The organism is bacterium, from assembly GCA_040756715.1.
Lineage (GTDB): Bacteria > UBA9089 > UBA9088 > UBA9088 > UBA9088 > JBFLYE01.
On record JBFLYE010000024.1, the window covers coordinates 1 to 4,446 of the forward strand.

3 protein-coding genes are annotated in these 4,446 nt (G+C 37.3%); all 3 read left to right on the plus strand.

What is annotated here, in order from left to right:
- Positions 1–86 precede the first annotated feature (86 nt).
- Positions 87–872, plus strand: coding sequence for a hypothetical protein (locus tag AB1397_00760; protein ID MEW6481535.1), 786 nt, complete (start codon positions 87–89; stop codon positions 870–872).
- Positions 873–1,090: 218 nt separating this feature from the next.
- Positions 1,091–1,303 (plus strand): hypothetical protein, encoded by a 213-nt coding sequence (locus tag AB1397_00765; protein ID MEW6481536.1) that lies wholly within the window; start codon positions 1,091–1,093, stop codon positions 1,301–1,303.
- Positions 1,300–4,446, plus strand: a 3,147-nt coding sequence (locus AB1397_00770; protein ID MEW6481537.1) for a hypothetical protein, incomplete at its 3' end; no start/stop codon positions are given. The genes AB1397_00765 and AB1397_00770, both read left to right, overlap by 4 nt.

The following is a 4,446-nucleotide window of genomic DNA, read 5'->3' on the forward strand; positions in this document are numbered from 1 at the left end:
AAAAAACAACGAGCAAAAATTTTTATTGACGGGAATAAAAGAAATGGAATATAATAAAATGTTGAAGGGTAAAAGAAAGGGATGTAATGAGAGAGGCGATAAAAATGGTTAAAGAAAGGCTTGATAATGTAGACATAAGGATAGAGAGGCTTTTAAAGAGCCAGGAAGAGTTTAGAAAGAGCCAGGAAGAGTTTAGAAAGAGCCAGGAAGAATTAAGGGAGGCTCAAAAGAAAACCGACGAGCAGATTAAAAGCCTTAGCGAAGAGCAAAAGAAAACCGATGAGCAACTTAAAAGCCTTATTGAAGACCAAAAGAAGACCGACGAGCAACAAAGAAAGACCGACGAGCAACTTAAAAGAACCGATGAGGAATTAAGGGCTATGTTCAAGAAGACAGATGAGGAATTTGAAAAAACGAGGAAATTGGTAAAAGGAATATCTGATGGCTGGGGAAGACTAACCGAAGGTTATGCGATTGCTTCTATTGGAAAGATCTTTAATGCCATAGGAATACCTATTGAGGGAACCTCTGTAAGGGTAAGAAAGAAAAAGGGTGAAGAGGAGCTAGAGATAGACCTGATAAATCTTGCAAGGAGAAATGGAAAGAAAATTATAATTCCTGTTGAGGTAAAGACCTACCTAAAGGTAGATGATGTAAATGATTTTTTGAAGGACATTAACAATTTCTATGAATTCTTTGAGGAATACAAAGACTTTGACCTTATCGGAGCCCTTGCCTTTATGAACCCTTCAGCAGGTGCAAAGAAATATGCAGAAAGGAAGGGAATCTACCTCCTTTCTTTATCCGAGGACACAATGACCTTAGCCAATAAAGAAGGTTTTAAACCAAAGGTATGGAGATATAAAGGATGAACACCCCATCAAACTTCGTTTGACACCCCTCTAACACCCCGTCGCTTCGCGACCGTAAGGTCTGACGGGGTGTTGAAGGGGTATCAGGTGAAGCCTGATGAGATTGTAAAAAATTGAAATTCAATGAAAATTGGTAATTGCAAATTGTAAAACGAAAGAGAAAGCAAAGAAAAAATGCGACTTAAGATAAAAGCCTTTGATAAAATTGAGGTGATAAAATGGAAGTCTTTGGAATAGCGGTAGCCATTCTGACAGGAATTCTTACCTATCAAACCTGGAAGAATGGCAGATGGATGAAGCAAGCACATGAGGATACTCAAGCCTTGATAAAGGAAATGCACAATGATACAAGGGAAACCCTTAAAGAAATAGCCCATCTGATTGTAGCGGAAGGTGAGAGAACCCGAGGAGCAATAAAAGAGGCAAAATGAAGATAAAAGTCCTATTTTTCCTTCTTTTCTCAACCCTTGCCTTCCCCCATCTTCCCCTTCCTACTATTGATACAAGCTTAGGAAAGATTAACCTTAATCTTCCCTTTATCTCAATCCCAGGAAAAGGCAGAGAAAACCTTGATTTTACCATCTACTATAACCGATACAGAGAAGCAAAAATCCCCCAACCATTAGGAAGAAACTTTATCCATAATCTCTCAATTGCCCTTCATTACATACCTTATGAATTAAAGGAAAACAGGGTCTATCGCTTGGTAAATTTAAAGCAAGAGCCCTCTTATACCCCTCCAGAACCCACTTATGAGCTTCCTTCCTCTTTAAACCTTCCCTCCCTTTCACCTATCATCTACCCTACCGACATCATCAATGACCTGAGGACCGACATCATCGATGAGCCAAGGCATTATGCATGGAGATGCGAAAGCATAAGGAATAAACCCATTCTTCCTAAGATAAAGGTGTTTGAAAAGGGAGAATACAAGCTCTATAAGGCTGATCAATCCTTATTTTACTACCAAGGAAAGGAGGTCTTCTATTCATCATACCATAGCAAAGAGAGGATAGAGAGAACAAAGGATGGCTTTGTAAAGGAAGACCCTAAAGGAACAAAATATTATTTCTTCCATCCTTATTCCATCCAGAGATACATTGATTATCCCTTAGAGAAGCCATTTATGACTAAACTTGACCCCTTAACCATTACCACTAATAGCAAAATGACCATTAAAAGATGGGGAAAAAGAGAGGGTGAGCATATTTATCTTATCTCAAAGATAGAGGATAGGTATGGAAATTGCCTTGAATTTGAATATAACAAGGAAAATCAGCTAATCTCAGTAAAAGACAAACAAGGAAGAAAGCTATCCTTTGAATATTCCCTTTCCTTTCTCTCTAAAGTAACCACCCCAAAACAAAGGACAATAGCATTATCATACAACCAAGGAAACCTCTCTCAAATAACCTTTATCCAGAGAACCTACAAATTCTTGTATGACCAGAATAGGCTTACTAGGATAATCTACCCAAACAAAAGGAGCATCTCTTTCTCATACTATCCCAATGGCTATGTTGAACAAGTAAATGATTCAGGAAGGATAGTAAGCTATAAATACGAACACATTGGAGAGGGAAAGACAAGGGGTCTTAAGACAACCTTTACTAAAGACAACAAAAAGACAATCCACGATTACAAGGAAGGCTATTTCCAAGACCAAGACAACAAGACATTAGAGATAACCGACCCAGAAGGAAACATCTGGATTACCCAAAGAAACGAGAATAAGCTGATTACCAAGAGGATTGACCCAAACAATGGCTCATTTACCTACAAATACGATGAGCAAAGGAGAATGATTGAGCTAAAAGACCCCGAAAATGGCATCTGGAGATATTCCTATACTAACTACAACAGAATAAAGGAATTCATTGACCCAAAGGGAAACAAGACAAGCTTTAAATATGACAACAAGGGAAATCTCATTGAGACAGAATTTCCAGACAATTCAACCAAACAAAGAACCTATGATGAATATGGCCAAATAAAATCAATGGTTGAACCCGATGGAAAGACAACCTTTTATGAATACGACGATTATGGAAATCTTACCAAGATAAAGGATGAAAAAGGCATCTTGGAGTATTCCTATGACCTTGAGGGAAACCTTTTATCCATAAAGGACAAAAACAATAACAAAACAGAATTTACCTACGATGATTACAACAACCTTATCTCACTAAAAGACCCTTTAGGTAATAAAACCCAATATGAATATGACATCCAAGGAAACATCATCTCCCTCATTGACAAGAACAACAACAAAACAACCTTTATTTATGACATCTTTGATAATCTTATAGAAACAAAAGACCCTCAAGGAAACAAGATAAGCTACAATTACGATAATGACAACAACCTAATCTCTATAATAGACCAAGAAAACAACAAAATAACCTATACCTATTCAAAAACAAACAAGCTTATTCAAATAAAAGACCAGATGGGAAATATTACCAGATATAGCTATGATAAAGTTGGAAATCTAAAAGAAATCATTGACCCAAACAACAATAAGACAGAATATGCCTATGACCTTTTAAATCGCCTCATTCAGGTAAAAGACCCCCTTTTAAATATCACCAGATATACCTATGACCCCCTCTCAAACCTCTTATCCATAATAGATGCCAATAACCATAAAAGAACCTATGATTATGACAAAAAGAACAGGCTTATTGAGATCAAAGACCCTTTAGGAAACAAAACAACCTACAATTATTCCTGTTGCTTCTTAAGCTCAAGAAAGGATGCAAAGAATAACCTTACTGGCTATTTCTATGATAATGGAGAGCTTAAGGAAATATCCTATCCTGATACAAGCAAGATAGAATTTAACTATGATAAAGAAGGAAACCTTATCTCATTCAATTCCCCCCAATTAAATGCCGACTTCTTATACGACCCCTTAAATAGAATAAAAAATATAACCATCCCATCCCTAAACAAAGGAATAGCCTATAGCTATGATAAAAATGGAAACAGAAGGACAATGACCTCTCCTGAGGGAACAACCACCTATCTTTACAACAACCTCAATCAACTTACCGAGCTTACCAATCCCTATAATGAAAAGACAAGCTATGCATACTATCCCAATGGGCTTCTTAAATCAAAAACCCAAGCAAATGGGATAACCACAATCTATACCTATGACAACATCGGAAGATTAACCAAGCTCACCCATCCTCCCCTTCCTGAGATAAGCTATACCTATGACCCTGCAGGAAATCGGCTAACCATGACAATGGGAAGCGAGACAACCCGCTATGAATATGACAACCTCTATCGCCTTACCAAGGTAATCTATCCCAATGGAAAAGAACAGGCCTTTACCTATGATAATGTTGGAAATAGGCTTTCCTTGAATACAATAAGCTATACTTATGATGCCGCAGATAGGCTTTTAAAAGCAGGGGAGATTAGCTATTCCTATGATAACAATGGCAATCTAATCAAGAAAGACAATACATCCTATACCTATGATTATGAAAACCGCCTCATCCAGATAACCTTTTTTGATAATTCAAGCCAAACCTTTACCTATTGCCCCTTAGGAAAAAGAATT

Excerpts from the sequence above, each read along its gene's own strand:
- AB1397_00760 (MEW6481535.1), top strand. The coding sequence starts at position 87 with ATGAGAGAGGCGATAAAAATGGTTAAAGAAAGGCTTGATAATGTAGAC.
- AB1397_00765 (MEW6481536.1), top strand. The coding sequence starts at position 1,091 with ATGGAAGTCTTTGGAATAGCGGTAGCCATTCTGACAGGAATTCTTACC.